This is a genomic window from Luteimonas sp. R10 (assembly GCF_045689605.1).
Taxonomy (GTDB): domain Bacteria; phylum Pseudomonadota; class Gammaproteobacteria; order Xanthomonadales; family Xanthomonadaceae; genus Luteimonas.
On sequence record NZ_CP141262.1, the window covers coordinates 321,744 to 341,470 of the forward strand.

The window sequence follows — 19,727 nt, forward strand, 5'->3', positions numbered from 1 at the left end:
AATCGACCGATGCCACAGGCTCCGCAAGCCGCGCTACCGCCGGAGGTTCCGCACGTCGTCATCGTCGGCGGCGGCTTCGCCGGCCTGTGGGCGGCACGCGGGCTGGCCCACGCGCCGGTGCGGATCACCCTGGTCGACCGCGGCAACCACCACCTGTTCCAGCCGCTGCTGTACCAGGTGGCGACGGCCGGTCTGTCGGCGCCCGACATCGCCGCGCCGCTGCGGCACATCCTGCGCAGGCAGCGCAACGTCGAGGTGCGGATGGCGACGGTCGCGGCCATCGATCCGGCGGCCAAGCGCGTCCGGCTCGCCGGCGGCGATGCGCTCGGTTTCGACTACCTGTTGCTGGCGACCGGCGCCACCCATGCCTACTTCGGCAACGACGCCTGGGCCGCGCACGCGCCGGGGCTGAAAACGCTGGACGACGCGCTGGCGCTGCGCCGGCGCCTGTTGACCGCGTTCGAGCGCGCCGAGGCCGAACCCGATCCGACGCAACGCGCGGCGTGGCTCGACTTCGCCATCGTCGGCGGCGGCCCGACCGGCGTCGAACTGGCCGGTACCCTGGCGGAGATCGCCCGCCACACCCTGCGCGACGAGTTCCGGCGCATCGAGCCGGCCACCGCGCGGGTGCGGTTGATCGAGGCCGGGCCGCGGGTGCTGCCGTCGTTTCCCGAGCGGCTCTCCGAACGCGCACGACGCCAGCTTGAGCGCCTTGGCGTCGAGGTGCTCACCGACGCCCCGGTCACCGGCATCGATGCCGACGGCTGCCACCTCGGCGAGCGCCTGGTGCCGGCGCGCACCGTGGTGTGGGCCGCCGGCGTCGCGGCATCGCCATTGGCGCGGACCCTGGGCGTGCCGCTCGACCGCGCCGGCCGCGTGCCGGTGCGGCCCGACCTGAGCATCGGGGCGCACCCGGACATCTTCGTGGCGGGCGACCTGGCGACCGTGCAGCAAGGGGGCCGACCGGTCCCCGGCGTGGCGCCGGCGGCCAAGCAGATGGGCCGGCACGTCGCCCGGACGATCCGCGCGCGGCTGGGCGGCGGTACCGGCACGCCGTTCCGCTATCGCGACTTCGGCAATCTCGCCACCATCGGGCGCCAGGCCGCCGTGGTCGATCTCGGCCGGCTGAAATTCTCCGGCACGCTCGCCTGGTGGTTCTGGCTGGTCGCGCACGTGTTCTTCCTGATCGGCTTCCGCAACCGCCTGACCGTCATGCTCGACTGGACCTGGGCCTATTGGACCTGGCAGCGCGCGGCACGGATCATCCTCGGCACCGGCGACGACACACCCGCGGGGCCGCCGGGCCCCTCGTAGCGCGCCCGCGCCTCCCGCTCGATCGCCCATGCGCGTCCCCGCCGGCCGGCCGGCGCACAACGCCCGCGCGTTTCGCTACGATGGCCCCACCGCAAGACGACCCGCGCTCCCGGCGCGAGGCCCGCCCGAACCGCCGCCGGCCCAGCGCCCGGCCCCAGGAGCGCAACCGGCGTGATCGACGACATTGCCCTGCACAACATCCTGGTCGCGTTGGCGGTCACCACCGCCGCCGGGCTGGCGACCGGACTGGGCGGCCTGCTGGTGTTCACCACCAAGACGCCGAACGCGCGCATGCTGGCGTTCGGGCTGGCCTTCGCCGGCGGCGCGATGGTGTACGTGTCGCTGTCGGAGATCCTCAACAAGTCGATCGCGTCCTTCACCAGCGTCTACGGCGACGCGCAGGGCTTCTCCTACGGCACGCTGGCGTTTCTCTCGGGGGTGATGCTGATCGTGCTGATCGACCGCCTGGTGCCCAACCCGCACGAACGCCTGGAGGCCGACGATCCGTTCTTCCGCGACCACAACCGCGAATACATCAAGCGCGTCGGCCTGCTGACCGCGTTCGCGATCACCGCGCACAACTTCCCCGAGGGCCTGGCCACGTTCTTCGCCACGCTGGAGGATCCGGGCGTGGGCCTGCCGCTGGCGTTCGCCATCGCCATCCACAACATCCCCGAGGGCATCGCCATCGCGGTGCCGGTGTACTACGCCACCGAGAACAAGCGCTACGCCTTCATCGCCAGCCTGCTGTCGGGGCTCGCCGAGCCGATCGGCGCGATCCTCGGCTACGCGGTGCTGGCGCCGTTCCTGTCCGAGGGCATGTTCGGCGCGCTGTTCGGGATCATCGCCGGGGTCATGGTGTTCCTCGCCCTGGACGAACTGCTGCCGGCGGCCAAGCGCTACGCCAAGGGCCACGAGACCGTCTACGGGCTGGTCACCGGCATGGCCGCGCTGGCGATCAGCCTGATGCTGTTCAAGTGGTGAGCGAACGCGCCCCGTGGTAAGCCGCGACTTCGTGCCGGCATCCGTCGCGACTTCCGTCGCTCCACAGGACGTCCGCCCACCACAGCGCCGAGCGGCTTTCACCGTGGGAGCGACGGGAGTCGCGACTTCTGTCCGATACGGCCGCTTCCGCCGCCTACACACCAAAACGGCCCGGTGATCCGGGCCGTTCTGTCTTTGGCGGGAAGACCCGGTCAGGCCGCGAACAGCGCCTTCATCTTCTTCAGCGCGTTGGCCTCGACCTGGCGGATGCGCTCGGCCGAGACGCCGTACTCGTCGGCCAGCTCCTGCAGCGTCACCTTGTCCTCGTCGGCCAGCCAGCGCCGCTGGATGATGTCGCGCGAGCGGTCGTCGAGCTCGGCCAGCCCTTCGCGCAGCAGCGCCAACTGGCTGTCCTCGCTGTCCTCGCGCTCGTAGGCTTGGGCGGGATCCTCGTCCTGCGCCATCAGGTAGCCCGACGGCGCCGGCGGCGCGTGGTCGTCGTCCTCGTTGGCGGGGGCGTCGAAGCCGACGTCGCGGCCGGACAGCCGCGATTCCATCTCCAGCACCTCGCGCTCGGAGACGTTGAGGTCGGCGGCGACCGCGCGCACTTCCTCGGCGTTCAGCCAGCCCAGGCGCTTCTTGCTCTTGCGCAGGTTGAAGAACAGCTTGCGCTGCGCCTTGGTGGTGGCGACCTTGACGATGCGCCAGTTCTTGAGGATGTACTCGTGCATCTCGGCACGGATCCAGTGCACCGCGAACGACACCAGGCGCACGCCGACGCCCGGGTCGAAGCGCTTGACCGCCTTCATCAGGCCGATGTTGCCTTCCTGGATCAGGTCGCCGAGCGGCAGGCCGTAGCCGTTGTAGCCGCGTGCGACATGCACGACGAAGCGCAGGTGCGAATGCACCAGTTCGCGCGCGGCGTCCAGGTCCTCCTGTTCGCGGTAGCGGCGCGCGAGGCGCTGCTCGTCCTCGGCGGACAGCACGGGGATCTGGTGCACCGCGCCGATGTAGGCGTCCAGCGACCCGAGCGTGCTCGGGACCGGCAGGTTGTTGGCGACCAGGGCGGTGGTGGGGGTTGTCTGGGTCATGGCGGCCATTTTAGCAGTGTCCACATCTGACTGCTAAGCGCATGGGAAGTTCCCAGCGTTTCCTCATTGGAACGAACCCGCCCGCAAGTCATTGATTTCCTGATTCTCCAGTGCATTCCGGGGTGGCAGCGACCAATCGATCGGGGTCTGGCCCCGGCGGACCAGGGACTCGTTGGCCGCCGAGAAGTGCCCGCAGCCGAGGAATCCACGATGCGCCGACAGCGGTGAAGGATGGGTGGTCCTGAGCACGCGGTGGCGGCGCGGGTCGATCACCTTGCCCTTGGCCTGGGCGTAACTGCCCCAGAGCAGGAACACCAGGCCCTCGCGCTCGCGGTTCAGGGTCTCGACGACATGGTCGGTGAAGCCCTCCCAGCCCTTGCCCTGGTGCGCGCCGGCGCGTCCCTGCTCGACCGTCAGCACGGCGTTGAGCAGCAGCACGCCCTGCTGCGCCCACGGCAGCAGGCAGCCATGGTCGGGGCGGGCGATGCCGAGGTCGCGCTGGATCTCCTTGAACATGTTGTCCAGCGACGGCGGCACCGGCACCCCCGGCTGCACCGAGAAGCACAGCCCGTGCGCCTGCCCGGGACCGTGGTAGGGATCCTGGCCCAGGATCACCACCTTGACCGCATCGAACGGTGTCGCCTCGAAGGCGCCGAAGATCCGCGGCCCCGGCGGGAAGATCCGCGCGCCGGCGGCCTTGCGCTCGCGCAGGAATGCCGACAGCGCCTGCATCTCCGGGCGCAGCAGGTAGTCGCCGACGTGCGCCTTCCAGGACGGCTCGAGCTTGATGTGTTCGGTATCGGGCATGGCGAGTGGACGGGAATCGGGAATCGGGAATCGGGAATCGGGAATCGGGAATCGGGAAAGGCTAAAGCTTCATCGTCCCAGCACAAGCTGGGACCCATCTCGATTTCTTCCAAGGCAAACCTCGATTTTGCCCTGTCTCTTTGTCACAAGCTCTTAATAGCGCGGTTCCCTTCCAGTTTGCGGAGTCCGAAGCGGATGATTGGGGGCGCCGCAAGCACGAAAAGCACCCTCATCCAGCGCTTCACGCCACCCCCGACCAACAGCACTTCGGGGCAGCCCTTCTCCCGCGAGCGGGAGAAGGGAAATGCAAATGGATCCCGGCTTTCGCCGGGATGACGGTGTCGGCGCCTAATTGCCTTCGCGCTTTTCCCATTCCCCATTCCCGATTCCCGATTCGCGTATCGCCGCCAGCCGCAGCTGGAACAACGCCTTGGTCACCAGCAGCCGCTCCTCGATCGGCTTGAGCACCAGGTCGTTGGCGCCGTCGCGCAGCAGGCCCATCTGGTTGACGCGGTTCTCGTCGCCGGTCATCACCAGGACCGGCAGCCGGCGCTTGCCGTAGCCCAGTTCGCCGCGGACCGCCTGCAGCAGGTCGCGCCCGCTGAGCTCGCCCTTGAGGTACACGTCGGTCAGCAGCAGGTCGACGCCGGGCGCGTCGTCGCCGGCGCTGCGCTCGCGCAGCCAGGCCAGCGCCTCCTCGGCGCTGATCACATGGGTCACCTGCATGCCGTGCGACTGCAGCATGCGCCGCGTCGCCAGTGCGACGGTACGGCTGTCCTCGACATAGAGCACGTGCGCGCCGGGGATCGGTTCGGGCACCACATAGCCGCGGATGAAGGTGGCCAGGGCCTGGTGGCCGTTGCCCTTGTCGAAGTAGTCGGTGACGTCCTCGGTGAAGCGGCGCGATTCCAGGTGCGCCTGCGCGTCGCCGGACACCACGATCACCGGCACGTAGCGCTGCGCCGCCGCGCGCCGCACCACGCGCGCCAGCTGCAGTCCGTCGCCGTCGGGCAGCACCAGCGCGGTGCTGACCAGGTCGACCGGGGCCGCCTGCAGCGCCGCGCGCGCTTCGGCCAAGCCGGCACAGGCCACCACCTCGACCGCCGGCAGCTGCTTGCGCAACACGTCGCCGATCAGCCGGCGCACCAGTTTCGAGCCGTCCACCACCATGATCCGCGGCGAATCGCTGATCAGATGGCGCAGATCGTGCGCGTCGGTCTGCCCGTTGCCCATGCGGTTCTCCGTCAGGTCTCCGTCGGCCGCGTCTGCCGCAGGAAGTGCCCGGTGACCAGGCTGGCGCCGAGCCAGCCGAGCGCGGCCGCGGCCAACAGCACCACCAGCACCTGCCCCGGGCCGAAGCCGGCCAGGACGAAACCGCTGCCGTAGCTCGCGGCCAGCGCCGCCACCGGCTCGCGCAGCGCCAGCCCGGCGACCGCCAGCAGCGCCAGCGCCAGCGCGCCGGCGACCAGCCCGTACCAGGTGCCCAGGTACAGGAACGGCCGCCGGATGAAGCCGTCGGTGGCGCCGAGCAGCTGCAGCACGCCGATCTCCTCCCGCCGCGCCTGGATGTCCAGGCGCACGGTGTTGCCGACCACCAGCAGCGCGCCGAGGCCGAGCAGCGCCGCCAGCACCCAGACCAGGCGGCCGCCGAAGCGCAGCCAATCGTCGAGCCGGCGGCGCCACTCGGCGTCGTGTTGCACCAGGTCGGCCTCGGGCAGCTGCCGCAGCGACGCCGTCAGCAGGGTCTCGTCGCCGGCCGGCGATACGATCAGCACGAACGGCAGCGGGTTGTCGCCGACCGCCTCGATGGCCTCGCCCAGGCCGCCGCGCTCGCGCAGTTCCTGCAGGCCCTCGTCCGGCGTGCGCAGCTCGACCGCGTCGACGTTGGCGCGGCCGCGCAGTTCCCCGGCCAGCGCCTGCGAACGCTCCGCCGTCACGTCCTGCTTCAGGAACACGCTGATCTCGCGCGAGGCCTGCACGCTGCCCGACAGCCGCTGGAGGTTGTCCAGCGCCAGCCACAGCCCGAGCGGCAGCGCCAGCGCCACCGCCATCACGCCGATCGTGAGCGCGGTCGCCCACGGCCGCCGGAACACGCGTCCGAGGCTGGAGACGAAGCTGTACAGGTGGTGATCGGCCCAGGTGCCGATCCGGGAATGGGTGTCGCGCGCCGGCGCGTTGTCGCGTGCCTCAGGCATCGGCCAGGTCCTCCGGCGCGATGTCGTCGGCCAGGCGGCCGTGGTCGAGTACCAGCACGCGCTTCCGCATGCGCTTGACCAGCGCCAGGTCGTGGCTGGCGACCAGCACGCTGGTGCCGCGTTCCGGCAGTTCCGCGAACAGCGCCATGATCTCCGCCGACAGGGTCGGGTCGAGGTTGCCGGTGGGCTCGTCCGCCACCAGCAGCCGCGGCTCGCCGACCACGGCGCGGGCGATGCCGACGCGCTGCTGCTCGCCCGCCGACAGCTGGGTCGGCAGCGCGCGTTCGCGCGCATCCAGGCCGAGCCGCTCGAGCACGCCGCGCACCCGCTTGCCGATCTCGCCGCGGCGCATGCCGCGCAGGATCAGCGGCAGGGCGACGTTCTCGTAGACGCTGCGGTCGGTGAGCAGGCGGTGGTCCTGGAACACCACGCCGACCTCGCGGCGGTGCATCGCCACCCGGCGCCCGCGCACCCGCAGCAGGTTGCGCTCGGCGAACAGCACCGCGCCGCGGCTCGGCCGTTCGGCCAGGTGCACCAGCTTCAGCAGCGTGCTCTTGCCGGCGCCGGAATGGCCGGTGATGAACAGCATCTCACCCGCGGCGACGTCGAAGCTGAGCTCGGACAGGGCGACGTGCCCGCCGGGATACTGCTTGCTGACGCTGTCGAAGCGGAGGACGCTCATGCGGCGGGACCGGAGACGCAGGACGATGGCTGCCAGAGCTTAGCGGACTTCGCTGGCGGCAGCCTGACGCGGGGCGGAAAGCCGCAGAGGTTCGCGCGTTTTTTGCGGCACGGGGCCGACGGCAGGTCTGCGGCAGCCGGTCGAAGACACGGACGGTGCTTACTCGAGCATCGTCATTCCCGCGAAGGCGGGAATCCATGGACTTTGATTTTCAACGGCTTAACGTCCATGGGTCCCCGCCTTCGCGGGGATGACGGCAATTGTTCAGGCCTTCCTCAGTGCTGCGAGTTCGGCGCCCGCGTGACCAGTTTCTTCAAGCCGCGACCGATGCGCGACAGCAGCGAGGGCGAGGGCGCCGCCGCCGCCGGCTCGGCTGCCGGACGCGACGCAGACCTGAACTCGGCGGCCGGCTTCGGCTTGCGCGGCGTTTCGGCCTTGGCGCCGTTGCGCGGCGCGACCGCTTGCGAACCGTCCTCTCCACCCTCGACGCGGCGGCCGCTGCGCCGGCGGCGACGCTTGCGCGGGGGGCGGGCCTCGCCTTCGGCAGCGGCGCCCTGCGGCGGCTGGGCGGGCGGCGCGGTGCTCGCCGCCTTCGCATCGGCGGCGGCGGGCTTCGCGCGGGCGGACGGCGCGGCAGCATCGCCATCCGCAGCGGCGCGGCCGCGACCGCCGGCCGGCTTGCGGGCGCGCCCACCCTCGCCGCGGCGGGCGCCGCCGCGCGTACCGGACCCGCCGCCGCCGCGACGGGCGTCGTCGGCGGCGCGCTGCTCGCGCGCCTCGCGGAAGATCTCGCCGATGCTCTCGCCATCCTCCGGCTGCGCCTCGACGCCCTCGCGCGGCTTGCGCGGCAGCGCCTGCAGCAGCTCCGGGGTGACCGGCTCGACCGGGATCTTCTGCTCGATGAAGGCCTCGATGTCGGGCAGGCCCTGGGCGTAGATCTCGCAGGCGAAGCTGATCGCATCGCCCTCGGCACCCAGGCGCGCGGTCCGGCCGATGCGATGCACGTAGTCCTCGGCGTCGAACGGCAGGTCGTAGTTGTAGACGTGCGACACGCCGTCGATGTGCAGGCCGCGCGCGGCGACATCGGTGGCGACCAGCAGCTCCAGCTGGCCGGCCTGGAACTTCTTCAGCAGGCTTTCGCGCTTCTTCTGCGGCACGTCGCCGGACAGCACGCCGACCCTGTAGCCGCCGCGCTCCAGCGCCCGCGCCACCCGCTCCACCCAGGCCTTGGTGTTGACGAACACCATCGTGCGCGCGCCCTCGGACCGCGACAGCAGGCCGAGCAGCAGCGGGATCTTCTCCTCGTTGGCCGGGAAGAAGACCTTCTGCCGCACCTTGGCCGCGGTGATGAACTCGGTCTCGACCACGACCTTCTCGGGCTCGTTCATGTGCTCGTAGGCGAGCTCGAGCACGCGATGGCTCAGCGTCGCCGAGAACAGCAGCGTCTGCCGCTCGGTGCGGATCGGCATGCGCCGCAGCAGGAAGCGGATGTCCTTGATGAAGCCGAGGTCGAACATGCGGTCGGCCTCGTCCAGCACGCACATCTCGCAGGCGTGCAGGCTCACCACCTTGTGCTGCTTGACGTAGTCGATCAGGCGCCCCGGCGTGGCGATGATCACGTCGGCGCCTTCCTGCAGCAGCTGGCGCTGCTTGTCGTAGTCGACGCCGCCGTAGACCAGGGCGAACTTGAGGCCGAGGTCGGAGGCGAACTTCACCGCGTCCTTGTGGATCTGGATCGCCAGCTCGCGGGTCGGCGCCAGGATCAGCGCGCGCGGGTCCTCGGGCTTGCGTTCGGCCAGCGCCGGCTGCGACAGCAGGCGGTTGACCACCGCGACCAGGAAGGCCAGCGTCTTGCCGGTGCCGGTCTGGGCCTGGCCGGCGACGTCGCGCCCGGACAGGGCGAGCGGCAGGGTCAAGGCCTGGATCGGCGTACAGCGGAGGAATCCAGCGGCTTCGATGCCGGCGAGCAGCTGCGGATGCAGCTCGAACTCGGAGAAGGGGATATCGGTCAGTGGTTTGTCTGTCATGCCTGGAATGGTCTGTGCGGCGGGGCGCGGTTGCGCAGGGGGCGACCGCGTCGCAGACTGCCGAACCGTGAATAGAAGGCTGTGCGGACCTGAGGGTCGACCCTTGATCCAGCCTGATAACGCCCCAGTTTAACAGCACAACGCCGCCCGACCGTCACGGCGGCGGCCCGATCCCAGGAGAACTCCGTGAACGACAAGGTCATCCACGCCGGCGACAGCGATTTCGACGCCACCGTGCTGCAGTCCGAAGAGCCGGTGCTGGTCGATTTCTGGGCCCCCTGGTGCGGCCCGTGCAAGATGATCGCCCCGGCGCTGGACGAGCTGGCCGAGAGCTATGCGGGCCGCGCCAAGGTGGTCAAGGTCGACATCGACCAGAACCAGGGCATCGCCATGAAGTACCACGTGCGCTCGATCCCGATGCTGCTGCTGTTCAAGGGCGGCCAGGTGCAGGCGACCCAGATCGGCGCGGTCGGCAAGGCCCAGCTGTCGCAGATGCTCGACAAGGCGCTCTGAGCCCGTTCCACCGTACGGCGCCTCGCGGCGCCCCCTCTCGGGGCCTGCATCGTCGCCACGGGCGCCCTGCCGCACGCCGCGGCAGGCTTAACCGCCGTGTCGCGACCGCTTGCCGCGGGCGTGGCGCGGTGCTAGCGTTGTCCCATCCGGCGCGGAAGCCAGCGCCGCACCCCGTCTGAAGATCACCCTTCCCAACCCTCCGCCCGCGTCCGCGGGCGCTCGCAGCTAGCGAGGATTTCGCACTTGTCCGACAACACTCCCGATTCCGGCGAATCCGCCGAGAAGCGCGTGCGCAAGCCGCGCGTCACCAAGACCGCCAAGGTCGCCAAGACCGCCCAGGCCGACGCGCCGGCGCCTGCGGCGCCCCCGGCACCGACAGCGCCGGCCGACGCGCCGGCCCCGGCCGCCCGGCAGGCGCCCGCGTCCGCGCCGGCATCCGCACCTGCGCCCGCCGCGCCTCCCGCACCCGCCGCGGACGCCTCCGGCGGCGACAATGGCAGCGACCAGCCACGCGAATCGCGGGAGCAGCGCGAACAGCGCGAGGGCGGCCGCCAGGGCAACCGCCGGGATCGTTTCCGCAATCGCCGCGAACGCGGCGGCGGCGGTGGTGGCGGCCGCGGCCGCGACGACGGCCTGCCGCAGGACGGCGGCGACCAGGGCCAGCGCCTGCCGCCGCCGAACATTCCCGAGGACTTCCCGCAGTACACGCTCAGCGACCTGAAGCGGATGCCCGCGCAGAAGCTGATGGACATCGCCGAGCAGCTCAACATCCACGACGGCGTCGCCCGCGCCCGCAAGCAGGACGTGATCTTCAACCTGCTCAAGGTGCTGACCCGCCACGGCGAGGGCGTGGTCGCCGACGGCGTGCTGGAGATCCTGCCCGACGGCTTCGGCTTCCTGCGCGCCGCCGAGGCCTCGTATCTCGCCGGCCCCGACGACGTCTACATCTCGCCCAGCCAGATCCGCCGCTTCAACCTGCGCACCGGCGACCACCTGTCCGGCCGCATCCGCTGGCCCAAGGACGGCGAGCGCTACTTCGCCCTCTCCGTGGTCGACACCATCAACGGCGAGCCGCTGGAGGCCAGCAAGGGCAAGGTGCTGTTCGAGAACCTGACCCCGCTGTTCCCGCGCAAGCGCTTCAAGCTCGAGCGCGGCGACGGTTCCACCGAGGACATCGCCGGCCGCATCCTCGACCTGATGGCGCCGCAGGGCAAGGGCCAGCGCGCGCTGATCGTCTCGCCCCCCAAGGCGGGCAAGACGATGATGATGCAGCAGATCGCCACCGCCATCACCACCAACCACCCCGACGTGCACATGATCGTGCTGCTCATCGACGAGCGGCCCGAGGAAGTGACCGAGATGCAGCGCACCGTGCGCGGCGAGGTCATCTCCTCGACCTTCGACGAGCCGGCCGCGCGCCACGTGCAGGTCGCCGAGATGGTGATCGAGCGCGCCAAGCGCCTGGTCGAGCACAAGCGCGACGTGGTGATCCTGCTCGACTCGATCACCCGCCTCGCCCGTGCCTACAACAACGTCGTGCCCAGCTCCGGCAAGGTGCTCACCGGCGGCGTCGACGCCAACGCCCTGCACCGGCCGAAGCGGTTCTTCGGCGCCGCGCGCAACGTCGAGGAGGGCGGTTCGCTGACGATCATCGCCACCGCCCTGGTCGACACCGGCAGCGCGATGGACAAGGTGATCTACGAGGAGTTCAAGGGCACCGGCAACTCCGAGATCCACCTCGACCGCCGCATCACCGAGAAGCGCGTGTACCCGGCGATCAACGTCAACCAGTCCGGCACCCGCCGCGAGGACTACCTGATCGAGCCCGAACTGCTGCAGAAGATCTGGATCCTGCGCAAGCTGCTGCACCCGATGGACGAGATCGCGGCGATGGAGTTCCTGCTGGACAAGATGAAGACCACCAAGTCCAACGACGAGTTCTTCGCCGCGATGCGGCGCTGAAACAGGCGAAGACCCTCCGGCACGAAGAAGCCCCGCACACGCGGGGCTTTTTCATGCCCGTGCCGGAGCGCGTACGCGCCTTATGTTCTCTTGCAACTGGCCTCGTAATTCCTCAGCGTGCACTCTTTGTAGTCTCGCATGGCGATCTCGCCGGCCAGCGGCACGGGAACGATGATTTCCGTCGCGCCATCCTCGTTGTTGTAGCAGCGGAAGAAATATCCCAGCGCTCCGAGCGCCGGCATGAAGGGGCCATCCGCAATCTGGACGCCTACCTCGCGCACTGCGACGCGCAGCGCGTCCATGTCGATGCCGTCGACACCGCCCTTGAACGCTTCGTCCATGCAGACCAGCAGCGGCACCTCGCACGAGACGTCGACCTCGTGGATGTACGCCGCCCCGTTGCCGCCGGCCACGCAATCGACGAGATAGCCGGCGGCGACGTCCTCGTCCTCGGCGACGTACAATCCCGACCAGTTCTCGTCGTTCGGGGCGGTGTCGATGAACAACTGCGGATCCCATTTTGCATAGCTGGCCGCTTTGAATCCGATCGATCCCGCGGACAGTTTCGATATCGTGACCTTCACGCTCCTCTCCTTTGCGATGCGGACGAGGCGGCGCGCGACGACGGCGACCGTTGCCACCAACGCCGCGACGAAGACGCCTCACATGCAGAAACGCGCATGCGCGCGTGCCGTGAACGCCACCGCCCGGGCCGTGCGGCAGCGCGGCCGTGAGTTTGCGGCGCATGCGCGATAGCATGCTCCCGCCGGACCGGAGCATCCGACGCCCGGCAACGCCACGAGGGATCTCGGGAACCATGCCCAACGCCGTGGACGCGTTCCTCGAACACGCCGAGCAGCGACTCGCCGCCCTGGTCGGTGAATTGCAGGGCGTCCATTCCCCGGTCGAGGTCGCCTGGGTCCTGTGCGAGTTCTCCGGACGGGAGCTGGCGCTGGTCGACTGCGTGGTCTACCTGCTCGAGGGCGACGGCGGCACGCTGACGCAGCAGGCGGCGTGGGGACCCAAGCGCGCCGCCCAGCGGGTACTGGAATCGCGCATCCGGCTCGAGCTCGGGCAAGGCATTGTCGGCAAGTGCGCGCAGCTGCGTCTGCCGCAGCGTACGGCCGATGCGCGCCAGGACCGGCGCTATGTGGTCGACGACCAGTTCAACCTGTCGGAACTGGCGGTGCCGATCTGCATCGACGGCGCGCTGTTCGGCGTGCTCGACAGCGAACACCCGGACCCGGGCTATTACGCACTGGCGCACGAGCATGCGCTGTATGCGATCGCCGAACGCGGCGCGATCCGCCTGCGCGAACTGGCGGGAGCAGCGGACACCCCGTTCGCTTGAAAGGCCCGGCACCGGCCGGAACCCTCGATCGTCGAAGGCCTTCTCGCCCCGGCTGCCGATGCCGCCGTCCTGCGCAGGCGGAATGAAGGCGTGATGTTCCATCGGCGACCATCGCTGTGCCGTGGACGGCGGCCGTCGGCGCGGACGCGACCGTGCATACTTCCAGGCCGGAGGTGCGCATGCACGGCAGTGGTCTGCAACTGGCATTGGTGTTCCTGCTCGCCGCGGTGATCGCGGTGCCGCTGTTCAAGCGCTTCGGGCTGGGCGCGGTGCTGGGCTACCTGGCCGCCGGCGTGGCGCTGGGGCCGGACGGGGTCGGCGTGGTGCGGCACGCGGAACCGGTGCTGGCCGCGAGCGAGATCGGCGTGGTGATGATGCTGTTCGTCATCGGCCTGGAACTGTCGTTGGCGCGCTTGAAGCTGATGCGCCGGCCGGTGTTCCTGACCGGCGGGCTGCAGGTCGCGATCTCCGGCGTGGCGCTCGCGGCACTGGCGGCGCTGGCCGGCCTGGGCTGGAAGGTCGCGCTGGTGGTCGGCCTCGGGCTGGCGCTGTCCTCGACCGCGTTCGGGCTGCAGCTGCTGGCCGAGCGCAAGGCGCTGCACAGCCCGCATGGGCGGCTGGCGTTCGCGATCCTGCTGTTCCAGGACCTGGCCGCGGTGCCGCTGATCGCGGCAATCCCGCTGCTCGCCCACGCGGCCGCGCCGGAGTCCGGACACGCCGGCTGGGCGCTGCTCAAGGCCGTCGCCGCGCTGGCCGCGGTGTTCTTCGGCGGCCGCTACCTGCTGCGCCGGCTGTTCCGCACCGCGGTGCGCATCGGCGTGCCCGAAATGCAGACCGCGAGCGCGTTGCTGGCGGTGCTCGGCGCAGCCTGGGTGGTGCAGCTGGCCGGGCTGAGCATGGGCCTGGGCGCGTTCCTGGCCGGCGTGCTGCTGGCCGAGTCGGAGTTCCGCCACGAGATCGAATCGCAGATCGAGCCGTTCAAGGGCCTGCTGCTGGGGCTGTTCTTCATGGCCGTGGGGATGAGCATCGACCTGGCGCAGGTGGCGGCGGAGCCCGGCTTCGTGCTGCTGGCGACGCTGCTGCTGATGTCGGTGAAGTTCGCCGTCCTGTTCGGGCTCGGCCGCCACCCGGGCGGGCTCGGCATGCGCGAGGCGCTGCGCCTGGGCGGGGTGCTGTCGCTGGGCGGCGAGTTCGCCTTCGTGGTGTTCGCCGAGGCTGCCGGCGCCGGGCTGCTGGAGGCGGCGATGCACAACCGCCTGCTGGCGGTGGTGGGCCTGTCGATGGCGCTGACGCCGCTGCTGATGATCGCGCTGGCGCGCCTGCTCGACGGCCGCGACGATGCGGAGGCGCCGGCCCGCGAGTACGACCCGATCCACGACCACGGCCATCCGCAGGTGATCGTCGCCGGCCTGGGGCGTTTCGGGCAGATCGTGGCGCGCCTGCTGGTGGCGCAGAAGATCCCGTTCGTCGCGCTCGACGCCGATCCCGGCACGGTCGAGGCGCTGCGACGCTCCGGCAATCCGGTGTACTTCGGTGATCCCACCCGTCCGGAACTGCTGCGCGCCAGCGGCGCCGCGCACGCCCGGGTGTTCATCAACGCCATCGACGACCGCGAGGCGAGCCTGCGCACCACGCACCTGCTGCGGCACCTGTACCCGCACCTGCGGGTGTTCGCCCGCGCCCACGACCGCCGCCATGCCTGGCAGCTGATGGACCTGCAGGTGGAGGCCTTCCGCGAGACCTTCGCCTCGGCGCTGGAGATGGGCCGCGAGGTGCTGGTGGCGCTGGAGGTGCCGCGCGAGGTCGCCGAGGACCGCACCCGGCGCTTCCGCGAGCACGACGAGCGCCTGCTCGCCAGCCATCACCGGATCTACAACGACGAATCGGCGCTGCTGCAGGCGCTGCGCGAGGGCCGGGCCGAGCTGGAGCATCTGTTCGAGGCCGACCAGGCGCAGCAGCCGGCGCCTGCCGCTCCGCAACCCCGTACCGACGGCCGCGACGGCGCCGGCGTGGGCTGAGCCTCAGCCCTGCTCCTGCTGCAGCGGCGTCAGCAGCCGCATGCCGACGCCCGCCTGATGCACCTGGCCCGCGAGCAGTGCATCGGGCGCGCCATCGTCTTCCGGCGCCCAGTCAGGCTGCTGCCGAGGACCGGGAATATAGGTGTCCCATTCACCGTAGTCGGGCCGCCGATCCTCGAATGCATAGTCGACCGGCACGCGCACGACCCACGAGCCGGCATCGGCATGTTCGCCCGTGGTCGGCACCTTGAACGTCCAGTCACGGGCCGCTGCCAGGCTGGCACGCACGAGCAGGTGCCGTGCCCTGTCCATCTGGTGGCTGTTGCCGACCACCCGCAGATTGACCTGCTCGGCCATCACGTCCTCGACCGTGCCCTGCGTGCCGATACGCAACAGCAGATAGACGGTACCCTTGATGCCTGCGTGCAGCGCATCCAGCGGATAGACCGGCGGCTTCATGCCCCGGCTCGCGATCGTCTCGTCAGGCGTGTCCTGGTCGGTGAAGTGCGCGTGGCGGATCCCGAGTTCGTAGTTGCCATCCTCCAGCCGCCGCGCCACCAGGTTGAGGCCCATGCGCGCGGTGGCGGGCACCGGCTCGCCGTTGCGGCGCGCCGGCGCGAAGCGCCAGTGCGGCGCGGCACCCTCGACCAGGCGAACGACCCCTTCTGGCAGTTTCTCGCGCTGATCGAGATCCAACCCGGCGACGCTGCCATCGCGTGTGACCTCGACTGAGCCGGTCACCAGCATGCTCATTTCCGCCTGCTTGCGCACGTCCCGGGGTCCGCTGGCCAGCGCCACGCACGACAGCAGCAGGATCAGCAGGCCCAGACTCCAGCGTTTCATCCTTGATCTCCAGGGAGGGACGATCGCGAGGAGAGCGGCGCGTTCCCGAGACGCTTTTCCGGCCCCCGGATGAGTGCTTCTTCCAGGACTTGGATCACGCGGTAAGGCAGTTTGATCGCCCCCCTTTGAAAAAGGGGGTTGGGGGGATTTGCTCGGCGCCCGACCAAGCAACAGCAACAGCAAATCCCCCTCAATCCCCCTTTTTCAAAGGGGGAAGACAAGCGCGAAAAGAACGCGGGGACCCAGGCGCTATCCGCGTTGATCCGCGTCGAAAGAAATCACGCGCTCAACGCGGCTCGCGCAGGAACCGCGCCATCGACACGCCCGGCTGGGTCTGGGTCGGCGCCAGCTCCGCGGCGACGTCGACGAAGCCGCGCATCACCGCGATCTCGCGCGGGGTGCGGTTGAGGGCGTCGCGCAGGTCGGGATCGGCGCCGGCGCGCAGCAGCCGGCGCGTGAGCTGCAGCAGGCCGTGCAGCGCGGCCAGGTGCAGGGGACCGAAGCCGCGCGGGTCCTGGGCCTCCAGCGTCACCTCCTCGTCGAGCAGGTGGTCGAGCGCTTCCAGCACCACCTCTTCGTCGCAGGCGGTGCCCGGCTCGGCGCGCGCGCCGAGCAGCAGCAACAGCGGCGTGACGCCACCGGCAGCCGGGGCATCGACCTCGGCCCCGGCCAGCAGCAGGGTATCCAGCAGCGCCAACAGGCGCGGGCGATCGCGGCAGGTGAAGCCGTACAGCGCCGCGCAGTGCAGCGGCCCCAGCCCCTGCGCATCGGTGGCGTGAACGTTGGCGCCGGCGGTGAGCAGGCGCGCGCACAGGTCGGGCAGGCCGAGCGCGGCGGCCAGCATCAGCACCGTGACCTCGCCGGGCAGGCGCTGCTCCAGCCTGGCACCGGCCTCGAGCAGGCGGTCGACGATCTCGCCCTGGCGCATGCTCACCGCGGCCGACAGCGGCGTGGCGCCGGTATGGGCGGCCCGCTGCGGATCGGCGCCATGCGCCAGCAGCAGGTCGACCGCGGCGCGATGGCCGCCGCCGGCCGCGCGCAGCAGCGCGGTGCAGCCCTGGCTGTCGGGGGTATCGACCTCGAAGCCGAGGTCGAGCAGGCGGCGCAGCGCATCGGCGTCGCCGACGATCGCCGCGGCCGGCAGGTCGACCGCCTGCAACGCGCGCCCGGGCAGCGTCCAGCCGCGCCAGTCGAGCCAGTCGGCGAGGTCGCGGCGTCCGCCCGACAGCGCGACGCCGAGCGGCGTCTGCCCGTCGGCGGCACGCATGTCGGGAGTGGCGCCGTGGCGCACCAGGGTCTTGAGCGCGGCTTCGCGGCCCAGCGCGGCGCACAGGTGCAGCGCGGTCATGCCATGGCTGTCGCGGGCGTCGAGATCGACGCCGGCCGCGATCAAGCGGTCCATCAGGCGGGTCCAGCCCAGGCGCACCGCCAGCGCCAGCGGCGGATCGCCCGCCTCGGCGGCGGCGAAGGGATCGGCGCCACGCTCGAGCAGCTCCAGCGCCAGTTGCTCCAGTCCGCGCCCGGCCTGCTCGCTGCGCGCGCAGGCGGCGAGGAAGCGCGCCAGGCCGCCGGCGCCGGCCGGCGACACGTTCCGGCGCAGCATCGCCTGCAGGGCGTCGACCGCGTCCGGTCCCCGCGCCAGCAGGCGGAAGACCGCGCTGTCGGCGAATCCGTCGCGGACCTCCGGGTCGGCGCCGTGCGCGAGCAGCCAGTCGATGCGTTCGGCCGACAGCGGCGCCTGCTCGTCGAGCAGCAGGCCGCCCAGTTCCTGCGGGTCGAGCAGCGGCAGCAGGCCGTCGAGATTGTCGTAGCGGCCTGCGCGCAGGCTGTCGCGCAGCAGCGACAGCGGCGCGCGATCCGGGACCTCGGTCGCGCCGGCCTCGGGCAGGATGCTGGCCGGCAGCGCGTAGTCGGGATCGAGCAGCGCCACCAGCGACCAGCGGCCGGCGGCCGCGGCGTGGTCGACCGGGCGCTTTCCGTCGGCGTCGGCCGCCTGCGGATCGGCGCCGAGTTCGAGCAGGCGCCGCACCAGCGGCGGCGACGGCGTCTCCGCCAGGCAGGCCAGGGCCAGCGCGCCGCGGTCCTTGCCGTCGACCGCGGCGATATCCGACTGCGCCGCGACCAGCGCTTCCAGCGTCGCCAGGCGTCCGCCGCGGGCGGCATCGAGCAGCGGCGTGCGGCCCTGCGCGTCGCGGGCCTGCACGTCCGCCCCGGCGGCCAGCAAGGCCGCCGCGATCTCGGCGTGGCCGGCGAACGCGGCCTCGTGCAGGGCGTTGCGGCCGTTGCGGTCGCGGGCGGCGGACTTGGCCTTGTGCTTGAGCAGCAGCTGCACGCCGGCGACGTCGTCCTCTTCGCCGCCGGCGGCGGCCAGCAGCGCCGGCGTGCCGGTCCCGGAATCGGCATGCGCGCCGCGCTCGAGCAGGAAGCGCGCCAAGCGCCAGTTGCCGACGCTGCAGGCGACCCCGAGCGGCGTCAGCCCGTCGGCGTTGATCGCATCGAGCTCGGCGGCGGCGTCGCGCAGCAGCGCGGCGACCCCGGGATCGGAACTGCGCGCGGCGTGGTGCAGCGGGCTGTTGCCGTCGGCATCGGTGGCTCGCGGGTCGGCGCCATTGGCGAGCAGGGTCATCACCGCCTCGGGGCGGCCGTGCCAGCTGTCGCGTGTCGCCGCCAGCAGCGGGGTGAGGCCGGCATGGGGGGCATTCAGATCGACGCCCTGCGCGATCAACGCGCGCAGCAGGCGCAGGTCCGGCAGCACCGCCGCCAGCACCGGCAGGCTGCGCTGGTCGCGCTGCTCCGGCGCGGGCAGGCCGTGCGGATCGGCGCCGAGGTCGAGCAGTTCCAGCGCGCGGTCGACGCGCCCGCCGCGGGCGGCGGCATACAGCGCGGCGTCCAGGTCGCCCTCGGGCACGTCATCGGCGACCGCGGCCGCGGGGCCCGGCATCTCCACCACCGCGATCGGCAGCTGCGCCGCCGGCGCAAGCCGCTGCAGCACCCAGTGCGCGACCGGCCACAGCCCGGCGCCCGCGATCGCGAGCGCCCAGCGCGCCGGCGGCGGCAGCAGGCCCGGCCAGGCCAGCAGCAACGTCGCCGCCAGCACCGCCGCCACGCACAGCGCCAGCACCGCGCCGCGCGTGGGCGAGGCGTCGCGATCGGCCAAGCCGCGCCAGTGCCGCGACAGGCCACCGCCGTCGCGCTCGAGCGCATGCCACAGCGGCCACAGCCGCCACAGGCCGATGGTGCAGATGCCGGCCATCGCGCTCACCCCGAGCGCGGCGCCGAGCGTCCCGCCCTGGCGCAACGCCGAGAGCGGCCAGGCCAGCAGCAGCGCGCCCACGGCCAGCGCAATCCCCCACAGCGCCAGCAGGTCGAGTCCGTCGCGACGCAGCGCTGCCGGGCCCGACTCGGCCGGGGCCGGACCGGTTCCGCGCCACCAGCGCACCGCCAGCGCGAACGCCGGCTGCGCCAGCCACATGCCCAGCGCGGCGGCGATCCCGCCGAATCCGGCGATCAGGCTGAGGATGGCTCCGAACACGAACGCAAGGGCGGCGCGCTGGCGCGGGCGCTGCGGATCAGGCATCGGTGCCCCAGTCCTCGGTCAGCGAATCGCCGGCGGCCGAGGGCGGCAACTGCAGATGGAAACCGCGCAGCGCCAGGTGCTGGCGCACCGCATTCACATCCTCGCGCGCCAACTTGCGCTCCGGGGTCAGGGCGACGTCCAGCACGAATTGCAGCGTGCCCAGCCGCTCGCGCAGCGAATCGGGCAATCGCGAGAAGTCATCGCGTGCGGCCAGATAGACATAGGTGTCGGCCTTGCGCAGGCTCTTGTAGACGTAGGCGTGCATGGCCCGGGGGACGGCTCGATCCAGGCGATTGTGCTTTAAAAGCCGGGATTGGGGAATGGGGAGTCGGGAATCGGGAAGAAGCGCAACGCTTTTTCTCG

16 protein-coding genes are annotated in these 19,727 nt (G+C 71.3%); 6 read left to right on the plus strand and 10 right to left on the minus strand.

The window, feature by feature from the left end; all coding sequences use genetic code 11:
• Nucleotides 1-9 precede the first annotated feature (9 nt).
• A complete protein-coding gene (locus U3649_RS01335; RefSeq protein WP_407353103.1) occupies nucleotides 10-1,314 on the plus strand; it encodes an NAD(P)/FAD-dependent oxidoreductase in 1,305 nt (434 codons plus the stop codon).
• Nucleotides 1,315-1,488: 174 nt separating this feature from the next.
• Nucleotides 1,489-2,298 carry a zinc transporter ZupT gene (gene zupT / locus U3649_RS01340; RefSeq protein WP_407354673.1) on the plus strand — a complete coding sequence of 270 codons (810 nt, stop codon included), beginning with the start codon at nucleotides 1,489-1,491 and terminating at the stop codon, nucleotides 2,296-2,298.
• A gap of 212 nt (nucleotides 2,299-2,510) precedes the next feature.
• On the opposite strand, the gene rpoH is transcribed toward zupT, so the two are convergent.
• The 6 genes from rpoH to rhlB all read right to left on the minus strand — a co-directional run bounded on the left by rpoH (nucleotide 2,511) and on the right by rhlB (nucleotide 9,100).
• Nucleotides 2,511-3,389: an RNA polymerase sigma factor RpoH gene (gene rpoH, locus U3649_RS01345; RefSeq protein ID WP_407353104.1), complete on the minus strand. Its 879-nt coding sequence runs from the start codon at nucleotides 3,387-3,389 to the stop codon at nucleotides 2,511-2,513.
• 63 nt (nucleotides 3,390-3,452) lie between these two features.
• Nucleotides 3,453-4,196 (minus strand): uracil-DNA glycosylase, encoded by a 744-nt coding sequence (gene ung / locus U3649_RS01350; protein WP_407353105.1) that lies wholly within the window; start codon nucleotides 4,194-4,196, stop codon nucleotides 3,453-3,455.
• 348 nt (nucleotides 4,197-4,544) lie between these two features.
• A complete protein-coding gene (locus U3649_RS01355) occupies nucleotides 4,545-5,429 on the minus strand; it encodes a response regulator (RefSeq protein ID WP_407353106.1) in 885 nt (294 codons plus the stop codon).
• Between the two features lie 11 nt (nucleotides 5,430-5,440).
• Nucleotides 5,441-6,391, minus strand: coding sequence for a permease-like cell division protein FtsX (gene ftsX, locus U3649_RS01360; protein WP_407353107.1), 951 nt, complete (start codon nucleotides 6,389-6,391; stop codon nucleotides 5,441-5,443).
• Nucleotides 6,384-7,073 (minus strand): cell division ATP-binding protein FtsE, encoded by a 690-nt coding sequence (gene ftsE / locus U3649_RS01365; protein WP_407353108.1) that lies wholly within the window; start codon nucleotides 7,071-7,073, stop codon nucleotides 6,384-6,386. Before ftsE ends, ftsX begins: the two co-directional genes overlap by 8 nt.
• 275 nt (nucleotides 7,074-7,348) lie before the next feature.
• Nucleotides 7,349-9,100 (minus strand): ATP-dependent RNA helicase RhlB, encoded by a 1,752-nt coding sequence (gene rhlB / locus U3649_RS01370; protein ID WP_407353109.1) that lies wholly within the window; start codon nucleotides 9,098-9,100, stop codon nucleotides 7,349-7,351.
• Nucleotides 9,101-9,286: 186 nt separating this feature from the next.
• Here rhlB and trxA point away from each other — a divergent pair, with 186 nt between their 5' ends.
• Together trxA and rho are read left to right on the plus strand one after the other, a co-directional pair.
• Nucleotides 9,287-9,613, plus strand: coding sequence for a thioredoxin TrxA (gene trxA, locus U3649_RS01375; protein WP_407353110.1), 327 nt, complete (start codon nucleotides 9,287-9,289; stop codon nucleotides 9,611-9,613).
• A 243-nt stretch (nucleotides 9,614-9,856) separates the two neighbouring features.
• A complete protein-coding gene (gene rho, locus U3649_RS01380) occupies nucleotides 9,857-11,575 on the plus strand; it encodes a transcription termination factor Rho (RefSeq protein WP_407353111.1) in 1,719 nt (572 codons plus the stop codon).
• Between the two features lie 80 nt (nucleotides 11,576-11,655).
• Here the strand turns inward: rho and U3649_RS01385 are convergent, their stop codons facing one another.
• The gene (locus U3649_RS01385) at nucleotides 11,656-12,159 is read right to left on the minus strand and encodes a hypothetical protein (protein ID WP_407353112.1); all 504 of its coding nucleotides are present in this window, start codon (nucleotides 12,157-12,159) and stop codon (nucleotides 11,656-11,658) included.
• A 233-nt stretch (nucleotides 12,160-12,392) separates the two neighbouring features.
• Between U3649_RS01385 and U3649_RS01390 the strand changes: the two genes are divergently transcribed.
• Together U3649_RS01390 and U3649_RS01395 are read left to right on the plus strand one after the other, a co-directional pair.
• A complete protein-coding gene (locus tag U3649_RS01390; RefSeq protein WP_407353113.1) occupies nucleotides 12,393-12,926 on the plus strand; it encodes a GAF domain-containing protein in 534 nt (177 codons plus the stop codon).
• A gap of 179 nt (nucleotides 12,927-13,105) precedes the next feature.
• A complete protein-coding gene (locus U3649_RS01395; protein ID WP_407354674.1) occupies nucleotides 13,106-14,944 on the plus strand; it encodes a monovalent cation:proton antiporter-2 (CPA2) family protein in 1,839 nt (612 codons plus the stop codon).
• A 3-nt stretch (nucleotides 14,945-14,947) separates the two neighbouring features.
• Here U3649_RS01395 and U3649_RS01400 read toward each other — a convergent pair whose 3' ends face one another.
• The 3 genes from U3649_RS01400 to U3649_RS01410 all read right to left on the minus strand — a co-directional run bounded on the left by U3649_RS01400 (nucleotide 14,948) and on the right by U3649_RS01410 (nucleotide 19,629).
• Entirely contained in the window at nucleotides 14,948-15,787 is an 840-nt protein-coding gene (locus U3649_RS01400) for an energy transducer TonB (protein WP_407353114.1), read from the minus strand.
• Nucleotides 15,788-16,073: 286 nt separating this feature from the next.
• The gene (locus U3649_RS01405) at nucleotides 16,074-19,364 is read right to left on the minus strand and encodes an ankyrin repeat domain-containing protein (RefSeq protein WP_407353115.1); all 3,291 of its coding nucleotides are present in this window, start codon (nucleotides 19,362-19,364) and stop codon (nucleotides 16,074-16,076) included.
• Nucleotides 19,357-19,629, minus strand: coding sequence for a YcgL domain-containing protein (locus U3649_RS01410; protein WP_407353116.1), 273 nt, complete (start codon nucleotides 19,627-19,629; stop codon nucleotides 19,357-19,359). The genes U3649_RS01405 and U3649_RS01410 overlap by 8 nt, the downstream gene beginning before the upstream one ends.
• Nucleotides 19,630-19,727: the final 98 nt, after the last annotated feature.

Excerpts from the sequence above, each read along its gene's own strand:
- U3649_RS01405 (WP_407353115.1), bottom strand. The coding sequence starts at position 19,364 with ATGCCTGATCCGCAGCGCCCGCGCCAGCGCGCCGCCCTTGCGTTCGTG.
- U3649_RS01410 (WP_407353116.1), bottom strand. The coding sequence starts at position 19,629 with ATGCACGCCTACGTCTACAAGAGCCTGCGCAAGGCCGACACCTATGTC.
- U3649_RS01400 (WP_407353114.1), bottom strand. The coding sequence starts at position 15,787 with ATGAAACGCTGGAGTCTGGGCCTGCTGATCCTGCTGCTGTCGTGCGTG.
- U3649_RS01355 (WP_407353106.1), bottom strand. The coding sequence starts at position 5,429 with ATGGGCAACGGGCAGACCGACGCGCACGATCTGCGCCATCTGATCAGC.
- rpoH (WP_407353104.1), bottom strand. The coding sequence starts at position 3,389 with ATGACCCAGACAACCCCCACCACCGCCCTGGTCGCCAACAACCTGCCG.
- rhlB (WP_407353109.1), bottom strand. The coding sequence starts at position 9,100 with ATGACAGACAAACCACTGACCGATATCCCCTTCTCCGAGTTCGAGCTG.
- U3649_RS01390 (WP_407353113.1), top strand. The coding sequence starts at position 12,393 with ATGCCCAACGCCGTGGACGCGTTCCTCGAACACGCCGAGCAGCGACTC.
- ftsX (WP_407353107.1), bottom strand. The coding sequence starts at position 6,391 with ATGCCTGAGGCACGCGACAACGCGCCGGCGCGCGACACCCATTCCCGG.
- ung (WP_407353105.1), bottom strand. The coding sequence starts at position 4,196 with ATGCCCGATACCGAACACATCAAGCTCGAGCCGTCCTGGAAGGCGCAC.
- U3649_RS01335 (WP_407353103.1), top strand. The coding sequence starts at position 10 with ATGCCACAGGCTCCGCAAGCCGCGCTACCGCCGGAGGTTCCGCACGTC.
- U3649_RS01395 (WP_407354674.1), top strand. The coding sequence starts at position 13,106 with ATGCACGGCAGTGGTCTGCAACTGGCATTGGTGTTCCTGCTCGCCGCG.
- ftsE (WP_407353108.1), bottom strand. The coding sequence starts at position 7,073 with ATGAGCGTCCTCCGCTTCGACAGCGTCAGCAAGCAGTATCCCGGCGGG.